The 21597-nt window shown below is 62.1% G+C and carries 25 protein-coding genes, 2 tRNA genes and 1 pseudogene; 8 read left to right on the top strand and 20 right to left on the bottom strand.

Going from position 1 to position 21597, the window contains the following annotated elements; genetic code table 11:
- Positions 1 to 976, bottom strand: a 976-nt coding sequence (locus ACEW8Q_RS02425) for a flavin-dependent oxidoreductase (protein ID WP_373502456.1), incomplete at its 3' end; no start/stop codon positions are given.
- 63 nt (positions 977 to 1039) lie between these two features.
- Between ACEW8Q_RS02425 and metC the strand changes: the two genes are divergently transcribed.
- The 3 genes from metC (at position 1040) to ACEW8Q_RS02410 (ending at position 4569) form a co-directional block, all read left to right on the top strand.
- Positions 1040 to 2215 (top strand): cystathionine beta-lyase, encoded by a 1176-nt coding sequence (metC, locus tag ACEW8Q_RS02420; protein ID WP_373502455.1) that lies wholly within the window; start codon positions 1040 to 1042, stop codon positions 2213 to 2215.
- Between the two features lie 53 nt (positions 2216 to 2268).
- Positions 2269 to 2784, top strand: coding sequence for a CreA family protein (locus ACEW8Q_RS02415; RefSeq protein ID WP_373502454.1), 516 nt, complete (start codon positions 2269 to 2271; stop codon positions 2782 to 2784).
- A 156-nt stretch (positions 2785 to 2940) separates the two neighbouring features.
- A complete protein-coding gene (locus ACEW8Q_RS02410; RefSeq protein ID WP_373502453.1) occupies positions 2941 to 4569 on the top strand; it encodes a pilus assembly protein TadG-related protein in 1629 nt (542 codons plus the stop codon).
- A gap of 19 nt (positions 4570 to 4588) precedes the next feature.
- Here ACEW8Q_RS02410 and ACEW8Q_RS02405 read toward each other — a convergent pair whose 3' ends face one another.
- Positions 4589 to 4981 carry a rhodanese-like domain-containing protein gene (locus ACEW8Q_RS02405; RefSeq protein ID WP_373502452.1) on the bottom strand — a complete coding sequence of 131 codons (393 nt, stop codon included), beginning with the start codon at positions 4979 to 4981 and terminating at the stop codon, positions 4589 to 4591.
- A gap of 227 nt (positions 4982 to 5208) precedes the next feature.
- On the opposite strand from ACEW8Q_RS02405, the gene ACEW8Q_RS02400 reads away from it, so the two are divergent.
- The gene (locus ACEW8Q_RS02400) at positions 5209 to 5835 is read left to right on the top strand and encodes an exopolysaccharide biosynthesis protein (RefSeq protein WP_373502451.1); all 627 of its coding nucleotides are present in this window, start codon (positions 5209 to 5211) and stop codon (positions 5833 to 5835) included.
- Positions 5836 to 5851: 16 nt separating this feature from the next.
- Here the strand turns inward: ACEW8Q_RS02400 and ACEW8Q_RS02395 are convergent.
- The 6 genes from ACEW8Q_RS02395 to ACEW8Q_RS02370 all read right to left on the bottom strand — a co-directional run bounded on the left by ACEW8Q_RS02395 (position 5852) and on the right by ACEW8Q_RS02370 (position 8569).
- A tRNA-Arg gene (locus ACEW8Q_RS02395) sits at positions 5852 to 5929 on the bottom strand.
- Between the two features lie 10 nt (positions 5930 to 5939).
- Complete coding sequence (locus ACEW8Q_RS02390) at positions 5940 to 6248, bottom strand: ETC complex I subunit (RefSeq protein ID WP_373502450.1); 309 nt, start codon at positions 6246 to 6248, stop codon at positions 5940 to 5942.
- 45 nt (positions 6249 to 6293) lie between these two features.
- Positions 6294 to 6370: transfer RNA gene (locus tag ACEW8Q_RS02385), tRNA-Pro, on the bottom strand.
- A gap of 59 nt (positions 6371 to 6429) precedes the next feature.
- The gene (locus tag ACEW8Q_RS02380) at positions 6430 to 6900 is read right to left on the bottom strand and encodes a DUF192 domain-containing protein (RefSeq protein WP_373502449.1); all 471 of its coding nucleotides are present in this window, start codon (positions 6898 to 6900) and stop codon (positions 6430 to 6432) included.
- A 39-nt stretch (positions 6901 to 6939) separates the two neighbouring features.
- Positions 6940 to 7521 carry a cold-shock protein gene (locus ACEW8Q_RS02375; protein WP_373502448.1) on the bottom strand — a complete coding sequence of 194 codons (582 nt, stop codon included), beginning with the start codon at positions 7519 to 7521 and terminating at the stop codon, positions 6940 to 6942.
- Between the two features lie 319 nt (positions 7522 to 7840).
- A complete protein-coding gene (locus ACEW8Q_RS02370; RefSeq protein ID WP_373502447.1) occupies positions 7841 to 8569 on the bottom strand; it encodes an NAD-dependent deacetylase in 729 nt (242 codons plus the stop codon).
- Positions 8570 to 8613: 44 nt separating this feature from the next.
- On the opposite strand from ACEW8Q_RS02370, the gene ACEW8Q_RS02365 reads away from it, so the two are divergent.
- Positions 8614 to 9033, top strand: a complete 420-nt coding sequence (locus ACEW8Q_RS02365; protein ID WP_373502446.1) for a VOC family protein — start codon at positions 8614 to 8616, stop codon at positions 9031 to 9033.
- Between the two features lie 9 nt (positions 9034 to 9042).
- Here the strand turns inward: ACEW8Q_RS02365 and ACEW8Q_RS02360 are convergent, their stop codons facing one another.
- Positions 9043 to 9420: a cupin domain-containing protein gene (locus ACEW8Q_RS02360; RefSeq protein WP_373502445.1), complete on the bottom strand. Its 378-nt coding sequence runs from the start codon at positions 9418 to 9420 to the stop codon at positions 9043 to 9045.
- Positions 9417 to 10253, bottom strand: a complete 837-nt coding sequence (locus ACEW8Q_RS02355; RefSeq protein ID WP_373502444.1) for an SDR family NAD(P)-dependent oxidoreductase — start codon at positions 10251 to 10253, stop codon at positions 9417 to 9419. Before ACEW8Q_RS02355 ends, ACEW8Q_RS02360 begins: the two co-directional genes overlap by 4 nt.
- Between ACEW8Q_RS02355 and ACEW8Q_RS02350 the strand changes: the two genes are divergently transcribed.
- Positions 10252 to 10638, top strand: a complete 387-nt coding sequence (locus ACEW8Q_RS02350; RefSeq protein ID WP_373502443.1) for a hypothetical protein — start codon at positions 10252 to 10254, stop codon at positions 10636 to 10638. The genes ACEW8Q_RS02355 and ACEW8Q_RS02350 overlap by 2 nt on opposite strands.
- A 5-nt stretch (positions 10639 to 10643) precedes the next feature.
- Here the strand turns inward: ACEW8Q_RS02350 and ACEW8Q_RS02345 are convergent, their stop codons facing one another.
- On the bottom strand, positions 10644 to 11069 hold the full coding sequence (locus ACEW8Q_RS02345) for a hypothetical protein (RefSeq protein ID WP_373502442.1): 426 nt from the start codon (positions 11067 to 11069) through the stop codon (positions 10644 to 10646).
- A 59-nt stretch (positions 11070 to 11128) separates the two neighbouring features.
- Here ACEW8Q_RS02345 and ACEW8Q_RS02340 point away from each other — a divergent pair, with 59 nt between their 5' ends.
- Entirely contained in the window at positions 11129 to 11653 is a 525-nt protein-coding gene (locus ACEW8Q_RS02340) for a DUF2878 domain-containing protein (protein ID WP_373502441.1), read from the top strand.
- A 6-nt stretch (positions 11654 to 11659) separates the two neighbouring features.
- Here the strand turns inward: ACEW8Q_RS02340 and ACEW8Q_RS02335 are convergent, their stop codons facing one another.
- The 3 genes from ACEW8Q_RS02335 to ACEW8Q_RS02325 all read right to left on the bottom strand — a co-directional run bounded on the left by ACEW8Q_RS02335 (position 11660) and on the right by ACEW8Q_RS02325 (position 13695).
- Positions 11660 to 12121 (bottom strand): hypothetical protein, encoded by a 462-nt coding sequence (locus tag ACEW8Q_RS02335; protein ID WP_373502440.1) that lies wholly within the window; start codon positions 12119 to 12121, stop codon positions 11660 to 11662.
- A 10-nt stretch (positions 12122 to 12131) separates the two neighbouring features.
- A complete protein-coding gene (locus ACEW8Q_RS02330; protein WP_373502439.1) occupies positions 12132 to 12410 on the bottom strand; it encodes a hypothetical protein in 279 nt (92 codons plus the stop codon).
- 88 nt (positions 12411 to 12498) lie between these two features.
- A complete protein-coding gene (locus ACEW8Q_RS02325; RefSeq protein WP_373502438.1) occupies positions 12499 to 13695 on the bottom strand; it encodes a phytanoyl-CoA dioxygenase family protein in 1197 nt (398 codons plus the stop codon).
- A gap of 202 nt (positions 13696 to 13897) precedes the next feature.
- Here ACEW8Q_RS02325 and ACEW8Q_RS02320 point away from each other — a divergent pair, with 202 nt between their 5' ends.
- Positions 13898 to 15235: an acetyl-CoA hydrolase/transferase family protein gene (locus ACEW8Q_RS02320; protein ID WP_373502437.1), complete on the top strand. Its 1338-nt coding sequence runs from the start codon at positions 13898 to 13900 to the stop codon at positions 15233 to 15235.
- A gap of 321 nt (positions 15236 to 15556) precedes the next feature.
- Here the strand turns inward: ACEW8Q_RS02320 and ACEW8Q_RS02315 are convergent, their stop codons facing one another.
- The 6 genes and pseudogenes from ACEW8Q_RS02315 to ACEW8Q_RS02290 all read right to left on the bottom strand — a co-directional run.
- Positions 15557 to 16438 carry a B12-binding domain-containing protein gene (locus ACEW8Q_RS02315; RefSeq protein ID WP_373502436.1) on the bottom strand — a complete coding sequence of 294 codons (882 nt, stop codon included), beginning with the start codon at positions 16436 to 16438 and terminating at the stop codon, positions 15557 to 15559.
- Between the two features lie 199 nt (positions 16439 to 16637).
- Complete coding sequence (locus ACEW8Q_RS02310; protein ID WP_373502435.1) at positions 16638 to 17039, bottom strand: hypothetical protein; 402 nt, start codon at positions 17037 to 17039, stop codon at positions 16638 to 16640.
- A 223-nt stretch (positions 17040 to 17262) separates the two neighbouring features.
- A complete protein-coding gene (locus tag ACEW8Q_RS02305; protein WP_373502434.1) occupies positions 17263 to 17925 on the bottom strand; it encodes a response regulator in 663 nt (220 codons plus the stop codon).
- 11 nt (positions 17926 to 17936) lie between these two features.
- On the bottom strand, positions 17937 to 20252 hold the full coding sequence (locus ACEW8Q_RS02300; RefSeq protein ID WP_373502433.1) for a GAF domain-containing protein: 2316 nt from the start codon (positions 20250 to 20252) through the stop codon (positions 17937 to 17939).
- On the bottom strand, positions 20249 to 20881 hold the full coding sequence (locus ACEW8Q_RS02295) for a biliverdin-producing heme oxygenase (protein ID WP_373502432.1): 633 nt from the start codon (positions 20879 to 20881) through the stop codon (positions 20249 to 20251). Before ACEW8Q_RS02295 ends, ACEW8Q_RS02300 begins: the two co-directional genes overlap by 4 nt.
- A gap of 93 nt (positions 20882 to 20974) precedes the next feature.
- A pseudogene (locus ACEW8Q_RS02290) lies at positions 20975 to 21597 on the bottom strand (calcium-binding protein); the annotation flags it as partial.

The raw sequence follows: 21597 nt of genomic DNA, 5'->3' as shown, positions 1-21597 counted from the left end.
CCAGGGCCTCGGCATCGAGGATCGCCTGCGAGGCGCCGTTGGAGCCGATCGGATACATGGCGTGGGCGGCATCGCCCAGCAGTGTCGCGCGGCCGAAGGTCCATCGCGCCACCGGATCGCGGTCCACCATCGGATATTCGTAGCAGCCGGACGACGCCTCCACGAGGGCCGGCACGTCGAGCGAGACGAAGCGCCAGTCCTGGAACTGCGGCAGGAAGTCGTTGGTGTCGCCCTTGCGGTTCCAGTCCTCGCGCCGCCACGCGTGATCGGGCTTGTACTTCAGTTCGGCGATCCAGTTGATCAATGGCTCGCCAGCACTCTCGGGCAGGATCGGGTAGCACACGAATTTCTGGAACTCGTGGCCCGCCATGATCATGGTGCGATTGTCGAGGAACGGCACGCCGCGCGTGGTGCCGCGCCAGAGGATCGCGCCATTCCACACCGGCGGGCCTTCATCGGGATAGAGTTTGGCGCGGACGGCGGAATGAATTCCGTCAGCCCCGATCAACAGCGACGCTTCAGCCTCCACCCGCGCATCGTCCTCGCGCCTGATGAAGGCCGGGTGAATCGCGCCGTTGCGCTCCTCCCAATCCATCAGCCGATGCCCCGCGACCACGCTTTCGGCTCCCAGCCGCTCGATTGCCGCATCGAAGAGTATCTTCTGCAGCGTTCCGCGATGGATCGAGATCTGCGGCCAGTTGTAACCTGCCGCCCGGCCGCGCGGCTCACGCCAGATTTCCTGCCCGCGCTTGCTGAAATAGGCGAGTGCCGCAGTCTGGACACCGGCTGCGAGCAGCCTGTTCTCAAGGCCCAGAGCGAAGAGTTCGCGCACGGCATGAGGCAGGATGTTGATTCCCACGCCCAGCGGCTCGACCTTGCGGGCGACCTCGAAGACCTTCACGCCAATACCAGACTGATGAAGACTGAGGGCAGCGACGAGGCCACCTATTCCCGCGCCAGCGATCACCACTGTCATCCCGAAGCCTTCCCCGATGTTGTTTCACATGCTAGCCCTTGGGCATAACAATGGCTCAGAAGAATGTCCAAATCCAAACCCGATCTATCCAATCTCTCGCCCCAGACCCGCCTCGTTGCCGCTGGCCGCGACTATGCCGAACATGGCTTCGTCAACCCCGCCGTCTATCACGGCTCGACCGTGCTGTTCCCCACGGCGAAGTCGCTGCACGACCGCACCCAGACCTATGTCTATGGACGGCGCGGCACGCCGACGTCACGCGCGGTCGAGGAAGCGGTCGCACTCGTCGAGGGCGGTCACAATGCGAAGATGACGCCATCGGGCATGGCGGCGATTTCGAGCGCGCTCCTCGCCTTCCTGAAGGCCGGCGATCACCTGCTGATGGTCGACACGGTCTATCATCCCGCGCGGCTGTTCTGCGACGGCATGCTGAAGAAGCTCGGCATCGAGACGACTTACTATGATCCACTCATCGGCCGCGGCATTGCCAGCCTCATCCGGCCCAGCACTCGCGTCGTCTATTGCGAGTCACCGGGCTCGCAGACCATGGAAGTGCAGGACATTCCCGCCATCGCCGAAGCGGCCCATAAGGCGGGCGCCATCGTGATGGTCGACAACACGTGGGGCGCGGGGCACTTCTTCAAGGCCTTCGACCATGGCGCCGATCTCTCGATCCAGGCCGCCACCAAATATCTCGTCGGCCATTCCGACGCGATGATGGGCACTGTCACCTGCACCGCCGGGACGTGGCCGCAGTTCAGGGACTCCTATGAAGAGATGGGCATGTTCGCCGGGCCCGACGACATGTATCTCACGCTGCGCGGCATCCACACGCTTGATGTGCGGCTTGAACGTCACATGAAGAATGCCATCGCGGTGGCAGAGTGGCTGCGCACGCGCGACGAAGTGGAAACGGTGCTGTTCCCTGCCCTCTCGAATGCACCCGGGCACGACATGTGGAAGCGTGACTTCAAGGGCGCATCGGGCCTGTTCTCGATCGTGCTGAAACCTTGCCAGAAACAGGCGGTTGATGCCTTCCTTGACCGGCTTTCGCTGTTCGGCATGGGTTACAGCTGGGGCGGCTACGAAAGCCTCGCCGTGCCTTTCAAGCCGCATCGGACGGCGACGGCATGGACGGCACCCGGCCCCTGCGTGCGCCTTCACATCGGCCTCGAAAGCCCGGACGATCTGATGGCCGATCTCGGTGAAGGATTTGCGGCGCTGCGCGCCAATTCTTGACTTGATGGCGTGGGGTTCCCATCTGCTGAGCACCCTGCGTGGAGGATTTCGAGATGAACCTGTTCAAGACGATTGCCGCCGCTGCCCTGGCCCTCTGCCTGGCCACGCCCGCCATGGCGCAATCAGATGATCCGGAACTCATCTTCAAGAAGACGACCGTCTGGCGGATGCTGTCGCCTGACGCCACTCTCGCGACCTATGTGCTCGACGATCCGAGTGTCGAAGGCATCGCGTGCTATTTCACCGTGCCTGAGATCGGCGGCTGGACCGGCTGGGCGGGTTTCGCGGAAGAGCGGTCGGAAACGTCCATCGCCTGCCGCCAGGTCGGCCCTGTCAAGATCACTGCCAAGTTCGAACAGGGTGAGCAGATCTACCGCCAGCGCCGTTCGCTGTTTTTCAAGAAGATGCAGATCGTGCGCGGCTGCGACCCCAAGCGCAATGTGCTGGTCTATCTCGCCTACACCGACAAGCTCATCGAAGGCAGCCCGCAGAACTCGACCTCTACCGTGCCGATCATGCCGTGGGGCAATGCACCGGCTCCGAACTGCGGCGATTTCCTGAACCAGTAGTCATTGCTGGAGTTGGCGGCTCACGTGTAGAAGCGCCAATGCCGCAACTCATCTGAAATCAGGTTGGAAGCTTCCCCTTAACCAAGGTTTCCGAGACGGCGGCCTTTGCAACCGCGGCTAGCGTCTTCTTAAGGACGATTTCCTACACCCGGACTGATGACAGTTGCGCGCAAGTTCAGGCGCGCAGATTTCTCGAGGGTGCAAATGTTGAGCTGGAAATACGTCACTGCAGCGGCCGCAAGGTTGAGGATTGACCAGCATGGCAATGTTGGAATGATCATGGCCGTTGCTGCTGTCCCCCTCATTGCAGCGTCCGGCGGTGCCATCGACTTCGCACGGTTGCACACGGCCCGCATCGAGGTGCAATCAGCGGCCGATGCCGCAGTCCTTGCTGGCACACGGCAGCTCTTGAAGGATCCGGCAAAACCCGCAACAGCTCTCAGCGTGGCACGGACCTATTTCGAGCAGAACGTCAGCACCGCAACGCCGCTTCGCGATGTCAGCATTTCGTTCTCGGTGAACGCGACCAATTCGGGTCTGATCGCGAGCGGAAACGCCGGCATCCAGACATCGTTCCTGTCCGTCGTCAACATCTCTGAACTTGCACTCTTTTCCGATGGAGCGACCATCAGCGCCGCAGATTCAACTCCCGCGGTCCAGGGCGACCTCGAAGTGTCAATGATGCTCGATGTGACGGGCTCGATGTGCAACGACGGCATCGGCCCCTGCACGGGCGGAAACAAGGTCACCGGATTGAAGCAGGCTGCCAACACGCTTATCGACACGGTGGTGTGGGACGATCAGTCCGAGTACACGTCGAAAGTAGCCATCGTTCCGTTCTCGACGCGCGTGCGTGTCGCACCCAATGGCAACAGCGCACCCATCATGAAGACGCTGACCAACCTCAGCTCCACCTGGACTGGCTGGTACAAGACCTGCACTGCGGGATCGGGCAGCGGCGGCAGCGAGAGCGGCGGCAACTGGAGCTGCAGCGCCTATGCCGTCAAGCACTATGCCAATGTCAAGATCATGCCTTGCGTGACCGACCGCTTCTACAATGCCTCGAACAAGTTCGATCTCACCGACGACGCGCCGGGCTCAGGCCGCTGGCTCAACGCGCATGACGGGTCACGCATGACTCTCGGGTGGGACAGTTCCAACACGGCCGCCACGTCGAGACTGGGAAAGACCAAGGGCGATCCGGCGGATCATTGGAACTACACGATGGATGGCTCATGTGCCGACATCGGCAACAGCAACGAGATCATGCCGCTCAGCAATGACAAGGCGGCCTTGAAGGCAAGGATCAACGGGCTCGAAGCCTATGGCGCCACGGCGGGCGTGCTTGGCACGGCATTCTCATGGTATTTGATCTCACCCAACTGGAAGACGGTCTGGACCGGAACCGCTGCGCCAAAGGACTATGGCTTGCTCACCGAGAAGAACACGACCGGGGCGCCGAAACTGCGCAAGGTCGCGATCCTGATGTCAGATGGCGTCTACAATACCTATCGCGGCTGGAAAGACCAGGACAAGAAAACGCTCTCCGACAATGCCATTGCGATGTGCGCTGCGATGAAGGCCAAAGGCATCGAGATCTACACCGTCGGATTCGCGCTCGACGAGCTCTCCGTGTCGCACCGGACCATAGCCGAGAAGACTCTCTCCTCGTGCGGATCGGATGTCGATCACTTCTACCAGTCGATCAACAGCGAGCAACTGGCGGCGGCCTTCTCCGAAATCGGCGCCAAGGTTTCGACCGCCTCGGTCCGCCTCACGCGGTAACACTCGTTCCGGCGGCGCCTCACATGCCAGGTTCGATCGGTGTCTCGATGTCGCCGCCATTTTCGGCCCAGTCCTTGAAGGCACCCAAGTTGAAGACCTGTTCGTAGCCGAGGTCCTTCAGCGTCTTGCCGGAAAGGGCCGAGCGGCCGCCTGATGCACAGTAGACGATCACCGGCCTCGACCTGTCGAATTTCTTGTCGTGATAGGGTGACTCGGGGTCGGCGCGGAACTCGAGCATGCCCCGCGATACATGCACAGCACCCAGCACCTTGCCGCTCTTCTCGACTTCCGGCGCATCGCGCACATCGATGACGAGGGCACCCCTGGCCATCATGTCCTTCGCTTCCGCGACCGTCACGCGCGGCACCATGGCGTTGGCTGTTTCCATCAGTTGCCTGACGCTTGTGGACATGGATACCTCCAGACGTTTGATTGTTTCCCTAGCCGCCGCAGACCAAAATGCTACGCCCTGTGCGGTTGCGCCGCAAAGCGCTTTATCGCATGAGAGTTCAGCCGGCAGCGAATGGCCGGAACGACTCCAGCAGCGTCATCGCATTGACATTCACCTGAACCATGTCTGCAGGAGTGTTGTCTGCAGGAGTGTTTGACTTCCTGCGCCGGACCGAAAATGATGGGCACATGACCGAACCGGAGACCGAAGTGCCGCCACGACGCCTGTCTGACATCGTGAATTCGCTCGACACGCAGCAGGATCTTACCATCGGCACTCTGGTCGATGCGTTCGGGGAACGGGCCTTCGGCGCGCTAATGTTCGTGTTCGCGGTGCCGAACATCGTGCCGACGCCGCCTGGAACGTCCGCCGTGCTGGGTTTGCCGCTTGTCATTCTCACGTTTCAATTGATGATCGGACGGCAGGCCCTGTGGCTGCCGGAAGCCATCCGGCGGCGCAGCATCAAGGCCTCGATGGTGGCGAGCTTCGCGACCCGCGCCGTGCCCGTGATGGCGCGCTTCGAGAAGATCCTGAAGCCCCGCTTGTCGCTTTTCGTCAACTCCGACCCCGCCGAACGGCTGATCGGCATCATCGCATTCCTGCTGGCGGTTGTGCTGTTCCTTCCCATTCCCTTCCTCAACATCCTGCCCGCTGCGGCGATCGCCTGCATGGCGCTTGGACTGGCTGAACGCGACGGGCTGGCGGTGCTCGCCGGCTATGCCGTCGCCGCCGGTTGTGCCGTTTTGATGATGGCGATTTCGACGGCGCTCGTTGCCGCCGCGCGCACCTTCTTCAACGTGCTGCTGGGCGGATGAGTTCGCGAGGATGGAGTGGCGACCCCGGTTGGATTCGAACCAACGACCTAGTGCTTAGAAGGCACTTGCTCTAGTCCAGCTGAGCTACGGAGTCGGAATTGGCGTCAGTGCGTCCAGTTGACGGTCCGGCCAAACTTGAAGTTGTCGGAATAGGACTTCTTGATCGGGCGGCCTGCCGGTGTCTCGGGGATCACCGTGAAGGCGAGGCCCTCGCGCTCGCAATAGGCGATGGCCTCTTCCTTCGTGGGGAAGGTCAGTTTCAGCTGCTGCCTCGTATCGCCCGACGAGATCCAGCCCATCAGCGGGTCGACGGTGCGGGGTGCGGTGGCCTCGAACTCCAGGAACCAATGGTCATACTTGGCCTTGCCGGACTGCATGGCATTGCGGGCGGGCTTGTAGATGCGGACAGGCATGGTCTCTTCTCTCTCGATCTCGTCTATCGATCTCGCGGCAAGCCATGGTCGGGGTGGCCAGATTCGAACTGACGACCCCCTGCGCCCAAGGCAGGTGCGCTACCAGACTGCGCTACACCCCGAAATGGCTTTCCTCCCGCGCCTCTTATCCGAGAATCCCCCTCAAGGGCAAGGCTGCCGCTCACTCGGCGTTGCGGAACATGCGGTGATAGACCGTGTCACCCGCCCGGATGCCCAATTTTCGCGTGGTGCCGCCCGCCAGTTCAAGGACAGCCACCACAGGTTCGCTCACGCCGATGGTGTCGAGCGACTTCGGCACGGTGTTCTCTGCGATGTAGGCGATCTTGCCGTCATCCCGGATGAACAGCATGTCGAGCGAAATGTAGGTGTTCTTCATCCACATCGAAACCTGGCGCGGCTGGCCGAAGTCGAAGAGCATGCCGCGATCCTCCGGCAGGCGCTGGCGGAACATCAGGCCCCGCGCGCGGGAGGCGTCCGTATCGGCAATCTCGACTGTGAACATCGCCGCGTCGGTTTCAGTGGCGATCGTCAGCGGCTCGATCTTGGAAAGGATCGCTTCCTCAGCAAAGGCGCCAAAGGGCTGCAGGAAAACCAGGAAGGTGAAGCCGAGACCGATGATGAATTGGCGCATGGCGGCCCTCATCCCCGTCAAATGTTGCAGAACGATGGCTTACTGCGTGTGGGCTGGACCGCCTTCGAGCGATATACGCACTTCCGCCGCCATCTTGCCCTTGGGGCCGTCACCGAAGCGCACGTAGATCCAAGTCTCGGGCAGCAGGTCGGCAATCGCGGTCTTCCGCAGCGTCTCCATGTGGATGAAGATGTCGGGGCCGCCCTCGCCCTCGGAGGCAAAGCCGAAGCCGCGCGCCCGGTTGAACCACTTGACCTTGGCACGCACCCAACCGCTGGAAGGGGTGACGTTGGTATGGGTGCGCGGACGGCGCTCGACGGGATTGATGGCTGTGGAACTGTCGACGGTGAGCACGCGGAGGCACTGGTAGCCCTTCTGCCGCTCGACCGCTTCGCAGATGACGCGGGTTCCTTCCAGCGGTGCCTCGAAGCCATCGCGCTTCAGGCAGCTCAGGTGCAGGAGGATGTCCTGCATGCCATTGTCGGGGATGATGAAGCCATAGCCTCGGCCCACATCGAACCACTTGACCAGCCCGCTCACCTGCACGATGCGGATGTTGCTCTCAGGCGCGTCGCTCAGAGTGGAAACTGTTTCGCCCTTCAGACTGCCGCTCGCCGCCATGACACCAACTCTATCTTTGCGGACTCAACTCAACCCCGCCCCATGAAAGTTAATGTGCTCAAATCCTGTGGGTTTGTACAGGGTTCACACCAGCGACCGTGTGGAAAACCTGCGCGCGCAAAGCATGCGATCCGCACACGGCGCGGAAGAAATACCGCACCTGAGGTTCAAGTAACGGAAAGCAATGGGCAATTCACCCTGCAACTGCATGGGGCGACACGCAACCGGCGATCGCACGGTGGGACGACCGCCGGCCTTCATGTGTGCTTGACCATTCACCCTTCGCGTCTTGCAACGTTTGCAGGATCACTGATTCGCTTCAGCGCCGCGCGACTCGGTCCGTCAGCGCTGTCATTGCAAGCCCGATCTCCGCGTTGATGACGAGGTCGGCAAGACCGTCCAGACCTGTTTCCTCCCGGTTGATGATGACCAGCGGCGTGCGGTTCTGCTTGGCCATGACCGGAAAGCCCGCGGCGGGAAACACCTGAAGCGACGACCCGATGGAAATGAAGAGATCGGCGTTGAATGTCGCGGCGCGCGCATCCGCCATCTCCTGCTCGGGCATCGCCTGACCGAATGAGATGGTGGCCGACTTCACGATGCCGCCGCAGGAGGTGCAAGCCGGAGCACGCTCCGTCTCGGCGATCACATCCTTCACCCAGTCGATCTCGTGGCGCAATCCGCAGGCGAGGCAGGTTGCATAGGTGCCATTGCCATGGATCTCGATGATGCGTTCACGCGGCACGCCCGAGCGTTCGTGCAGGTCGTCGATGTTCTGGGTGATGACATGCGAGACGTGGCCGCGCGAAACCAGGTCCGCGATGGCGGCGTGACCGGGACCGGGACTGGCCTCGACGATCGTCTGGCGGATCATCAGGAAGCGCCGCCAGGCTTCGAGGCGGGTCTCCTCCGAGGCGACGAAATCCTTGAACTCGATCGGCTTGTATTTCGTCCAGAAACCGCCCGGCGAGCGGAAGTCCGGTATGCCGGATTCGGTGGACACGCCTGCGCCTGTGAAGATAACCGCACGGCTTGAGCGCTGGACCATGAGTGCCAGTTCTTCTATGTCTCGCTCAAACAAAAGGTGACTCCATGAAATATCTCCACACCATGATCCGCGTCTCCAACCTGGAGCAGTCGGTCGACTTTTTCATCAACAAGCTCGGCTTTGTCGAGCAGCGCCGCTACGAAAACGAGAAGGGACGCTTCACGCTGGTCTTCGTGGCTGCCCCCGAGAGCCCCGATGCGCCCGTCGAACTCACCTATAACTGGGACCCGGAAGTCTATACGGGCGGCCGCAATTTCGGACATCTGGCGCTTGGTGTCGACAATATCTACGACTATTGCGCCAATCTCCAGAAGCACGGCATCACCATCAACCGCCCGCCCCGCGATGGCCGCATGGCCTTCATCAAGACCCCTGACGGCATCTCGATCGAACTGCTGCAGAAGGGCGATGCACTTGCACCGGCCGAACCGTGGACCTCGATGCAGAACACCGGGACCTGGTGAGGCCCGGCCTCACCACACGCCCTTGACCTCATAAGCCTCGTCCATTCCCGGCCACGGCGGCATCGTGACGCCCACACAATCGAGCGGCTCATCGCCGTCATTGCGGAACTGGAAGCTGGCGCCGACAGGAATGGCAATCGACACGCCGGGGAGCAGGTCTACCGTCTCCTCGGCGTTTTCCAGCTTCCGCCACATCCGGCCCTGCCCCCGCATCACCAGCCACACTTCCTCGACTGTTCGATGCGCCACGGGTTTCGACACGGCACCGGGCGGCAACGTGAACTGCGCCATGCTGCCCCGCGAGACGGACGCGAGAAGGCGCACTTCCGAACCATCCGGCGCGATCACGTCGGGCGCCCTAGAGCGATGCCTTGTGACAAAGCTCATGCCATCAACTGCCCGCCGTTGACCTCGATCACCTGCCCCGTCACGTAGCCGCTCGCCTTGTCGCTGGCGAGATAGAGGAAGGTTCCGGCACAATCTTCGGCCGTGCCCAGCCGCTGCATGGGAATGGTCTTGCGCGTCGCCTCGCGCTTGGCTTCATCCGAGAAGCGGTCATGAAAGGACGTGTGGATGGTTCCGGGTGACACGCAGTTGACCCTGATGCCATTGCCGACAAGTTCCTTCGCAAGCGTCTTCGAGAAGGCCGACACGAAGGCCTTCGTTCCCGCATAGACCGCGCCGCCGGGGCTTGAGCCATTGCGGGCGGCAATGGAGGTGACGTTGATGATGTTGCCCGACCCTTGCGCCTTCATCAGTTTCGCGGCGATGCGGCAGCAATGGATGAGCTGGCGGCCGTTGAGGTCGAAGACCTTGTCGATGAAGCCGTCATCGAGATCGACGACCGGCACGCGGCCCACAAGGCTTCCCGCATTGTTCACCAGCACATCGATGCGGCCGAATTTCGCGATTGCCACGTCCATCAGCTTCTGCGGGGCACTCTCCTCCGTGAGATCGAGTTTCAGCGTGGCAATCCCCGCCTTCTCGATGGCGGCAAGCTCCGGTCCGCCGCCCAGATATTGCGCAAGAACCTTCGCGCCGGTATCCGCAAAGGCCAGCGAGGCCGCCCCGCCAATGCCGGTCACGCCGCCGGTCACCACCACCACCTTGTCCTTCAGATCGTCGAACATCGAACCCTCGCTTTTTATGGCCGCATCTTGCACCATGAGCGGGTATCGCGCCACATCGCAGCGGCAGGCCAATGCGGAGGCAGGCAACATGGTCCGCGGACTCCTCGTCTGGCTTCTCATCATGCTGGTGGAAACCATCCATGGCATCCTCCGGGGATGGCTGCTCGTGCCGCTTGCGGGCGATGCGGCCGCCGGGCGGATCGGCTGGCCCGTCGGGGTCATAATCGTAACGGCCATAAGCCTTATGATGGTCAGGTGGACGGGGCTGACGCGCAGGCGGGACCTTCTGCTGCTTGGGGTTCTCTGGGCGGTCCTCACCTTCGCTTTCGAAGTGATGATCGGAGTCCTGCGCGGGCTTGGCACGGTTGACATCCTCGCCGCGATCAACCCGCTGGCGGGCGGATTGATGCTCTACAGCCTCACGGTCATGCTGCTAGCGCCTCTCCTCGCTGCGTGGCTTCGCGGTATCAGCTAAGGTTTTCAGCGCCCGATGCGCGCCACGCCCTGCTTGCCGTCGTCGCGCTTCCAGAACACCTTGTTGCCCGGTAACTTCGCCAGCGTGAAGCAGAAGGTGCGGCCATCGTACCATTCCTTCCATTTCTGGCAGACTCGGTCACCGGACACCCACCAGCGGCCCTTGTCCTTGGGCGACATGTACTTGCCGAGCCCGACGGCCTCGCCCGATCCGTCAACGATGCCGCCGCTCCTGTAGTAGAGAGGCAACTCGCCGCCCAGTGGCGTAGCCAGATAGATCCGCTTGCCGGTAATGAACGACTTGAGCGCCGCGCCCTTCACGGGCTCGCCCTGGGCCAGCGCGGGTGTGACGGACAACGCCACTGCGAGGCTGCAGCCCGCCATGGACTGCAAGAACCGTTTCGGCTTGCTTTCCGTATCCATGAAAGACATCGCAAAACTCCTATTGGCGGCTTTGTTTGCCTTACGCAAGGCCGCGCGCATCGGACCTCATGAAATACGCAGCGGCCATCACGAATTTCATTGCCTTCGAGCTCGCATGGCTTGCGGCCGTCTGGGGCGGCGCGGCGGGGTGGCCGTGGCTGGGCTCGGTGCCGGCTCTGCTGGTCGCGGTGCTTCACCTCGCCCTGAGCCGTGGGCAGCGGCTGCGCGAAGGCTTGCTGATCGCTGCCATCACGGTTCTGGGATTTGCACTCGAGTCGGGCTTCATGGCGGCGGGGCTGATCGACTATGCCGGAACTGAACCGGGCCAGATCGCGGCGCCTGTCTGGATCATGGCACTCTGGTTCGGCTTCGCGACCCTGCCCAATGCAAGCCTCTCCTGGCTTCGCGGGCGCTGGGGCCTTCAGTTCATGCTGGGGGCCATTGCTGGCCCCCTCACCTACTGGGGCGGCGTGAAGCTGGGTGCCGCCACGATTCCGGACGGCACAGGCGCGCTGTTCTGGATCGGCCTCGCCTGGGCGCTGACCATGCCGGTGATCTTCCTGCTGGCGGATGCGATCTCGCCGCGACGGTGAGCAAGCCTATTCCTTGGCCTGACGCCGCTTCGCCAACGCGCCGATGATGGCGGTGATGGCAGGCAGCACGAGGCTGGACATGCCGGCACGGTCAAATCCGCCTGCAAGGCTCCCCACGAAGGAAGCCGACCTCACTTCTGCCTCCAGCGCGTCGCCAGCCGTGTTGCGGAGTTCCTCGGCCATTGCCAGTTCGGGACCGGGCTTCATGATCGCGGCAACGAGAAGCGCCAGGCCGGCCAGTCCCACGTTGATGAACCCGAGCCCGGCAGGCGCCCAGACCGGCCCCCACAAGGGCGTCAGGTAGGCATAGAGGCCGATGTTGATGAGGATGAGCCCAAGCGCCAGCAGCACCAGCGCCAGCGCGACAAGGGCCGTGCGCCGCATGGCAAAGGCCAGCTTGGCCTGGATGGCGAGCATCTCGCCCCTGACGAAGATGCGGCCGTGCCGCGAGACATTGTGAAGGTTCATGTGCGTGCTCCTAGCGTGCCGTCAGACGGCCGATGACGATGCCCAATGCCAATGCCCCGGCAACGGTTGCAACGGGATGATCGTTGATCGCCTCCTCGGCATCCTCGATCATCTGCAGCACCATGCGATTGAGCTCGTTGATCTGGTCGCGGATCGAGGCGCTTGCCGATTCTTCCTGCTCTTCCCGCGGCTCCGCGTGTGCTGCCGATGCGGCGCTGGCCTCACGCAGGCGGGCCATCTCGGCGCGCAACTCATCGAGTTCGCTGCGAAGTGTCTTTCGTGCGGTCATGGGGGTACTCCTCCACTTTCCATATAGAGGACCCATACTGCACCGCCCTTGACCTGCCGCAAAGCGTTGCGAATTGACCGCCCGGTGTCTAGTGGCTCACGCGCCGCGCGTCATAGTCATCGATGGTCTTCGACAGGCGGCCGGCGTCCCAGCCTTCCGTCAGCGCCTGCCGCAGGATGTCCTGCTGGCTCGCCGGCGCCATGCCGCCCAGGGGCGAGTCGATGTCGAGGTTGCAGGGGAAGGGATAGCCCTCGGCCGTCGCGGCAATGAGGTTCTCCATCTCACGCGGCGACAGCAGGCCCGCCTGCTGCTTCGCCAGCATGGTGGGATAGAGATGCTTGGTCATGCGCGCGCGGTCGACGATCTCGATCGAGCGGCCATAGCCGGAGCCGATCTGGAACAGGTTCGCCAGCCGGTGGGTGGAGGCCGTGTGGTTGGTGCCCGCCGCATGGAACAGGGCCGGATTGAAGAACAGCGCGTCGCCCTTCATCAGCGGGAGCTGCACGTAGTGCTCTTCGAAATAGGCACGGAATTCGGGCCTCAGCGTTGCGAAGTATCCCGGCAAATAGGCCTGCGAATAGGGCAGCACCTTGGTGGGGCCCGTCTCCACATGCATGTCGCAATGGGCGACACCGCCTTGCAGCGTGAGGGCTGCCGAGAGCCTGTGGACGGTGGTCGGGTATTCGCGGAGTTGGTGCTCCTGCTGGAAGCCCATGTGATAGTCGCGGTGGGGCGTCTGGGCGGTGCCGCCGGGATAGACCAGATTGACCTGCGTCGTGATCTGGTACAGCGGTCCCAGCCAGGACCGGCTCACCATCGCCATGGCGTCGTTCGCCGCATAGCGCGCGAAGAGTTCAGGCGCCATCATGCAGAGCTTCTCGTGCGAGTTCCAAACCCGCGCATTGGCGCCCGCCTTGGCGAAGTGATCGCCCTTGCCGGTGTTGGCTTGGCGCTCGTCATCGATGATCTTCAGCAGCACGTCGCTCACGCCGTCAACCAGCGCGTGGTCACCGTAGGCGCCGCGGAACACCACGATTCCGGGTCCGTCGAGGAACACCTCATGCCATTCGGCCATGTAGGTGCGGGCGGCGCTGGCGTCACCCGCTGCAAGGCGCAGTTTCGCGCCGTCATAGATCGGGACGTTCCGGATGATCTCGTCGGCCAGCGGATATTGTTCGCGGGTGGCCTCCTGTTCGACCAGGGCACGGAAGTCTTCGAGCGAACAATCCTCGCCCGAGAGCCAAACGGCACGGCGGGCCGCAATCTTCCTGTCACGGACGTTCATCAGCCACTCCTCCCTCGAAACTTATGTTGGAAAGTATAGCACGGACGAAGCGCCTCGCATCGCGTTTTTGAAACCGGTTGCAAAGCCTGTCTGAACAGGACTTCGACGATGGTCTAGCCACCTGTTCCCAGCCTCCGCTTGCCAGCAGCGCTCCCGAAGTGCGATGTGTTCCAGGCTCCGCAATGGCGGATGGAGGGACGCGATGAAATTGAGAACGGCCCATGGCAAGGCAACCGTGATTTCCGCCGAACAGGCGGCAGGCTTCGTGAAGTCGGGCATGTGGCTGGACTACGGCACATCGCTCTGCCAGCCCGACGTCTTCGACAAGGCGCTCGCCTTGCGGGTTGACGAACTGACCAACGTGAAGATCAGGTCATGCCTTTCCTTGCGGCCCCGCGCGGTGCTCGACGCCGACCCGGAGGGCGAGCATTTCTACTGGTTCAGCCTGCATTTTTCGGGCTACGACAGGCGCAAGCACGATGCCGGGCGCTGCGGCTACCTGCCGGTCAACCTGGGCGAGATCCCTGACTATTACCGCCGCTTCATCGAACCCGTCGACATCGTCATCCTCAAGACCTGCCGCATGGATGAAAACGGCTACTTCAACTTCAGCGCATCCAATCTCTGGCACCGCGCCATCATCGAGCGGGCGCGGATGGTGATCGTCGAGGTGAGCGACGGCAACCCCTATGTGCTCGGCGAAGACACTGGCGTTCACGTCAGCGAAGTCGACTACATCATCGAAGGCGACAACCAGCCCGCCGCCGAACTGCCCAACCCTCCGGCGACCGATGTGGACCGCGCCGTGGGCCGCCTCATCACCGCCGAGATCGAGGACGGAGCCTGCCTGCAGATCGGCATCGGCGGCATGCCCAACGCCGTGTGTTCGCAACTCTTGGAGAGCAGCGCGCGCGACCTCGGCGTCCAGACCGAGATGATGACCGATGGAATCATCGATCTCTACAAGGCCGGCCGCATCACGGGCGCGCGCAAGACCCTCAATCCGGGCAAGGCCTCCTATACCTTCGCGCTCGGCTCGAAGAGCCTCTACGAGACGCTTCATCGCAACCCGGACATTCTCTGCTACCCGGTGGACCACACCAACGCGCCGCACCTCATCATGCAGAACGACCGCGTAGTCTCGATCAACAACACCACGCAGATCGACCTGCAGGGACAGGCCGCGTCCGAGTCGGATGGTCACCGGCACATCAGCGGAACCGGCGGCCAGTTGCAGTTCGTGCGCGGGGCCTATGCTTCGAAGGGCGGGAAGTCGTTCATCTGCCTGTCTTCAACCTACGACAAGCGCGGCGAGCGCCGTAGCCGCATCGTGCTCAATCTCACCTCAGGAAACATCGTGACCACGCCCCGCTCCGATGTGATGTATGTCGTGACCGAGTATGGCATGGTCAACCTGAAGGGAAAGACGGTGCCGGAGCGCGCCAAGGCCCTCATTTCGATCGCTCACCCGGACTTCCGCGAGGACCTTGAACGCCAGGCCTACGAGCACCGGCTCATCCCGCGCGGCGTGTCCTTCTGATGGGGGAGCCGCGCTGATCTAGCTGGCTGTCGCCGCTCGGGGATTGTGAGCCAGCAGGATGGCTTCGATCGCGTCGGCAATTTCATGGAGAAGATCAGCGATCCGGAGTGTCTGCAGGGGATTGGGACAGAGCTTCCGCGCGGCCTCGAGCCGGAGATCACGGACTCTTGCGCGCAGGGCAGCAATCTGAGCGACCGGGGAAGGTACTTTGACATTGCCTGTCATTTCAGGTCCTCGATGGCCTGTGCCTGATGGCGGGTGAAGTTCAAGTCACGTGACGAAATCTGCGATACGATAAACACATCTTACCGCAGACTATGCTCAATTTACAGTGAGCAAGCTCGGGACAAGCAGCTTTTTTGCGAGGATCACAGCTGCGGGCGCGTTCGCGGCGGTTCCATCGGCACCCACCTCCAAGGCGAGTTCCGGCCGTCCCGCAAAGGCGGGGCCACCCACCATGATTCCGATCGACGTGTTGAGGGACATCCTGCGGACCGCCTCGATGGTTCTGCCGAGGCTGTCGATGTGCTTGTCGGTGCTCAGCGAGAACCCCACGATGCCGAACCACTCCTGGGCAACGATCGCCGTGATGTGCTGCAGTTCCGCGCCGGGGCAAGACCCGACATGCCAGCCGCTGGACCGGAAGAACCTCTGGATCATGGTGTTGCCGAAGCTGTGCTGTTCTCCCGGCGTCGACACGATGAGAGCACGGCGCTTGTTGTCGTAGGGAGGCACCTGTTCCAGGCCGGCAAATACGTGAACAAGTTGCTGAAGCCGCCTGACCCCGATCGTCACGTCGAGGAAATCGATGCGGTCCTCGGTCCATAGGTCGCCGAGATGGCGCGCGGCCGGTTCGAGCAGTTCAACGTGGAGAGTGTCGAGCGAGACGCCGCGATCCTTGAGGCCCAGGATGTAGTCCATGGCGTCCGAGTTGTCGGGTCCGACCACCAGCCGCGACAGTTCGGCAATCTCCAAACTGCCCGGGTGCAGGACCTGCTCTCCACCCGCAATGGGTGAATCTCCATAGATGCCCAGAAGCCGGGGTACGACCTTGTCTGCGATGAGTGCCGCCAGACGGTCAACCCGCGCGTCAATGTCCGCTGGTTCCACATGGATCGGTGGCTCGAAGACCACTTCCAGCGGCACGTCGGTGAATCTTGTCGTGAACTCGGTCCCGCTCGAACTCAGGCTACCTTTGGCCATTTCGCGCACTCCCCTGCCCGAAACCTATTACCGCCGCGAAGGTCGTCGTACGGAATGGAAGGAGCCTATGCGGAGAAGTCGAACTTGGCAAGACGGAGAAGTGATTTTATCCAAAGGAACGCTGACTGCGAAAGGTGCACTGCACCATTTCCCAATCAACACGTTTCAGCAGATGGCAGCATCCAAGTGGCGGATGCGCTCAGGCTTCGGCGAAAGACGCCCCGTCCCGAACCATCGTGATGTTCGCGCCACGCAATCCGGCTGGTTCGACCTCACCGGCCGGCACGTCGAAGACGACATACTCGACATAACGGTCACCGATCGCGCGGCGCAGCTTCCGGAACTCGTTCCACAATCTCTGACCGTAGCTTGCGTAGTCGAGAACGATCGCCGTCGGCATCCAGGCCTCCGTCGCGCTCATCGCACCGGTGATAGCCTGCGTGATATCATTGTCGGCAGGCACCCAGGTGACAGAGATGCGATAGTCTGAGTTCACAAACCGCTTGGCAAGCTGGGTCGCTTCCTCTTGCGTGCTGGTCACGAAGAAGAGCTGGATCTCGAAGTTGCGGTCGGCGGTAAAGACACCGAAGTTGAAGGCCATGTTCGCATTCTGTGGCTGGCGTTGCTTGAACGATTATTACCAGTAGATGTGTCGTCTTCGCGTAGACCCCAACGACTTTCTCCAAGCCAAGATTGCAGAGGCATGGAACGGTGCGGCACGCGAACCCGACTTCATCGTAGAATCAACCATTTGGGATATCTTAGATAGTCGGGATGACGATGATACACTGTAGGGTTTATTCCGCGTGCATCAGGGAAAACCCTTACATTCCGTTGCTGAACCAGCCGCGGCTGACCGCATAGCGGATCAGTTCCACGCGCGACTGGAAGCCCAGCTTCTCGAAGGCGCGCGCCTTGTAGGTTTCGATTGTCTTGACCGCGATATCGAGCCGGGCAGCTGCGGCCTTGCTGCTGTAACCCTCCGAGAGAAGCCGCAACACCTCGATCTCGCGCTTGCTGAGATCGGCTCCGTCATTGCTTACGTGCTCGGCCGAACTGGCCGGGGAATTGTCGAAGGCCTTTGTCGACATTTCGGGATCAATGTAAATTCCGCCCGCCGCAACGATCCGCACCGCCTTGACCAGATCCTCGGCGGCAGACCGCTTCAGCACGTAGCCAGCAACACCACCTTCGAGCATCTGCCGCAAGTAGCCGCGGTCTTCGTGAACGGTGAGTGCAATGAGCCGGCATCCTGGGCATGAGGTTCGCATGCGGCCGGCCAGTGCGGTGCCGATCAGTCCTGGCATGGAGATGTCGATCACCGCAATGTCCGGTTGAAGCGCCTCACTCATTTCCAGAGCGGACAACCCGTCCTGGGCCTCACCTATGACATCGAGCCCCTCTTCCGCGGTCACCAGCGACTTTATTCCGGCAAGTACGACCGGATGATCATCAGCGAGCAGAATGCGCAGTCCGGGCGTTGTCACGCGGTCATTTCTCACAGCGGAGCATGGACGATGAGTGTTGTTCCACTGCCATGCCCGGCTTCAATTTCCAAGTGTCCGCCAATCAATGTAAGGCGTTCCCGGATTCCAAGCAACCCGAGACGTGCCGAGGGCGATGTCGCCTCGTTGGGGTCTTCCCAGTTGAAGCCCTTGCCATTGTCCTCGACAATGAGCCGCACCTCACTTTCATTCGCTTCGAGAATGATGCCGACCTTCGTTGCTTCAGCATGCTTCACCACATTTGTAATAGCTTCCTGCAGCACCCTGTAGAGTGTTGTCTCGACAACAGGCGACAACCTCCTGTTGTTCAACATGAGATGGAGGTCGAACTTCAGGCCACTACGCTCACTCCATTCTTCCAGAAACTGCTGAACGGCCGTTTGCAGTCCGAGGTCATCCAGACTCGTCGGCCTGATTTCCCAGGCAAGGCGATTGATTTCGTGCCCGACAGACGATGCAAGCTCCTTCAGCCGCGTAATGCCCGTGCGGACATGCTCCGCCGACGCGGATCGGCGCGCGATGTCGTCAAGGTCAAGCTGCATGATCGTGAGGTACTGCCCCAGGCTGTCATGCAACTCGCGTGCAATGCGCTGGCGTTCGTTTTCCTGGTCAACCACCGTGCGGCGAAGCACCTGCGACAACTCAGCCTCGACCACGGCGCGGCGGTCACCCTCGATCTTCAGTTCGCGGGCCGTAGCCTCCCACTGCTGTATGCGCTTGTCGAGTTCGGCCATCAAAGTATCCTGGCGCGCGCGCGCGGCTTCCTTGTCGCGCGCGATCTGGTCCATGCGCTGAACCACCACCTCAAGCAACGATACGCGCAACGATTCGGCCGTCTGGATGTCGACGTGGCTCCAGGGTGCGGACCTCTGGCGCATCTGCTCTTCCCACAGGGCGAAGCTGCGGCGCGGTGACAGCCGCACACCATCGTCCGTCACAGTCATGGTCTTTTCCGGGTTTCCCGCCCAGGTGACCGTCTGGATGATTTCGGGACGGAACCAGATCACATAGTCGCGCGGGGCCCGCGATACCGAGAGTGCCAGTATTCCACTTGCGACCTCCTTGAACGCCAGCGCTGGTGGATAGACGAGAGAAAGCGCGTCGGTATGATAGACGCCGCCGGTCACGGATGAATTTAGCCAGGTTACAAGACCGGCGGTCTGTTCTGCTGACGGTGTCTTGCCGAATTGTGCAATGTGCCCATCCATCCAGATGCACACTCCGCCGGACATGATGTACTCAAGCAAGTGAGACTGATTCCGGGTCAGACCTTCAGCAAGATCCTCCTCCCGCGACAGCGATGCGATCATGCCATCGTGAAGGCTGGTCGTCTTCTGCTTGGCCGCCAGCTCCTCCGCCGTGATCTTGGTCTCGAGGATGTAGGAGGTCATCTGCGTGAAGATTTCGAGAGCCATGCGCTGCTGGTGGCTGACATGGTTTGGCGCATAGTGATGGCACGCGATCAACCCCCACAGCTTGCCGTGCAGGATGAGCGACAGCGACATCGACGCCCTGACTCCCATGTTGCCCAGATATTCGAGATGAATGGGCGAAACACTCCGGAGCGCGCACTGGCTCATGTCGAGCGGCTTTCCCGTCAGCGGATTGAGCGCCGGCACGAGTGGTGCCGGTTCATAACGGGCGTCGGGTATCACGCGGATCCAGTTGCGCAGATAGAGTTCCCGTGCCTGCGGCGGGATGTCGGACGCGGGATAGCGCAGGCCCAGGAACGGGGCGATATCATCGCGGCGTGCCTCGGCCTCGACCACGCCCGCACCATCGGACAGGAAGCGGTACACCATCACGCGGTCGAAACCCGCCGTGGCGCGCACCTGTTCCGCCGCGGCCTGGCAAGCCGCAACATAACTCTCCGCGGATTGCACGCTGCGCACCATGCCTTGCACATGGGCAATCGAATCCTCGGTCCGGTCGCCAGAGAGCGGCTCAAGCTCCACGATGAGCATGCCGCCACTGAGGTGGACGGTGGCGCTGACCATGCCTTCCCCTTTGGGATGGGTGAGGTGGAACGCCTGGATGGGCCGCGCGAGCGAACTCGCTGCCGCCGTCAGGCCGCCGAGATGCCGGCATTGTTCCGTGCTCAGCCAGTCGGACGCCGGCCGGCCCAGCAACGCCGCGGCGTCCCGGCCCAAAAGCCTGATGGTGTCTCCGCCGGCTTGCAGCACATGCAATGTATCGGACGCCAGTGCGAGGATGGCGCCGTGGGGCTGGATCGAACCCGGAATGTGGATCGGTTCGCGCGCGCAATTGGTCAGGTCGGCCTCGCCGAATGCCGGATCATCGGCGGTCATCCTGAAACGGCCTCCCCCTGCTCGGCACCGCACATCCAGGACTCGAAACAGCGGAAGGTTTCAATCGCTGTATTCTCGATCGTGGCCGCGGCCTCCCTGTCGTGGCCATGGCGGTCGAGCACTGCGACGAACTCGCGCCACAGGAGGCCCGTCCTGTCACCATAAGCGGAAAAGAACCGGCCGCCGCTCGCGGCATCGATCTGCAGTTCGGATTGAATGTGGCGGATGATGACCTGCCCGCCGAGCGTGGCACCTTCGATCACGTAGAGTGCGCCCAATCCCTCGGGCACGGACGACATCCGCGGCAAGGAACTGCAATCGGGAAGCCTCTCGATCTCATCGCTGCTGAGGCCAAGGTTCTCGAGATCGGCCTTGAGCCAGCCCGCCTTCTGCCGCTGGGCGGCGTCAATGCCGCTTGCCCCCCAGGCAATCGCCTCAAGCTGACGCTCCAGTGGCCGGTAGAGACCGATGAAGCGCTTCAGGATGGCGCGGTAGCCGTCCAGGCTCCGCATCATCCCTTGCGCTTCAAGCGATGCATCCAGCCGCTGATGGGAATCCTGCGTCCTGTCACGTAGCCGGAAGCGCAGCGACTGGCTGGATGGGGCGCGGTCCTTGAAATCGGTCGTCATCGGTTCCTGCCTGCGTCGGGCTGCGGGGGGATTTGTCCCCCGCAATCTAGGCGCAGGCAGATGGCGTGTCTCGTAGAATGTCGCCGGTCCGCCTCAGATGATGAGGAAGTCAGCCGCCGACAGGACGCCGCCGACGTTGGAGAGGGTAGCGAACTGGGTTGCGGCCGCACCGCCCACGCCGTCGGCATCGTAGAGAAGTGCCTTTGTTGCACCGTTCCAGATGATCCGGTCGTCGGCCTGTGTCGCCGCTGCCCCGACGTTGAAGGCACCGGCGAGCAATGCACCCACACCCAAGGCCGTGAAGATCGCGTTCTCCAGAACGATCGTGTCATCCGCCACGATGAAGCTGGTGATCGTGTCGATGTTGGCCGCTCCCAGCGTCGTGTCGAAGACGAAGCTGTCCTGGCCGTTGCCGCCGTTAAGCGTGTCGACATTCAGGCCAACGAGACCGCCGTCACCATCGATGATGTCGTCGCCATCACCTCCGTCGATGGTATCGGTCCCTGCGCCGCCCGTCAGGATATCGTTGCCGCCCAGACCGTTGATGGTATCGTTGCCGGCATTCCCGATGAGGCCATTGTCCAACTCATTGCCCGTGATCGTGTCGTTGCCCGAACCGCCCGTGGCGTTCTCGATCAGCGAGGCGGTGTTGCCCTGGAACATCAGCGCGTTGGCGATGTTGCCGCGGGCATAGACCGGACCCAAGCCACCGATAT

Source organism: Aestuariivirga sp. (assembly GCF_041738905.1).
Taxonomy (GTDB): domain Bacteria; phylum Pseudomonadota; class Alphaproteobacteria; order Rhizobiales; family Aestuariivirgaceae; genus Aestuariivirga.
This window is presented reverse-complemented; position numbering and strand designations above follow the sequence as displayed.